1 pseudogene is annotated in these 383 nt (G+C 72.8%); it reads right to left on the bottom strand.

The annotated features are described in order from the left end of the window. Positions 1-135: 135 nt before the first annotated feature. Positions 136-383 (bottom strand): annotated as a pseudogene (locus LPA54_RS41895) (DUF2092 domain-containing protein); the annotation flags it as partial.

Here is a 383-nt window from a genome sequence, read left to right as displayed (position 1 = left end):
GTCCGCGGCGGTAACGCTTGGTCAGCCCGCGGGTGACGACGACGGCGTCACCCGCGGGCGGCCTGTCGCGTGTCTGCTCCGTGGCGGACGTCGCGTCCCTCGGCTCCCCCGTTCCCTCGCCGTGCCGGTGGGGAGCTACTTCCCCGCCTCGGCCGCCTTCACCAGCGCGTCCTTGGTGACCGTACCCACGTAGACCGTGCCGTCCTCGGTGATGAGGGCGTTGACCAGGCGGGTGCTGAACACGGTGCCCTTGCCGAAGTCGCCCTTGACCTGGTCGCCGAGCGAGCCGAGGAAGCCGCCGAGGTCGCCGCCCGCCTCCTCGGTGGGCAGACCGGCGCCGGTGCCGGTGTCGAAGGTGGCGACGGTGTTCCAGCCCTCGCCGA

It is taken from the genome of Streptomyces sp. DH12, from assembly GCF_020873895.1.
GTDB lineage: Bacteria > Actinomycetota > Actinomycetes > Streptomycetales > Streptomycetaceae > Streptomyces.
The sequence above is the reverse complement of the archived record's forward strand: the minus strand, read 5'-3'. Positions and strand labels throughout refer to the sequence as shown.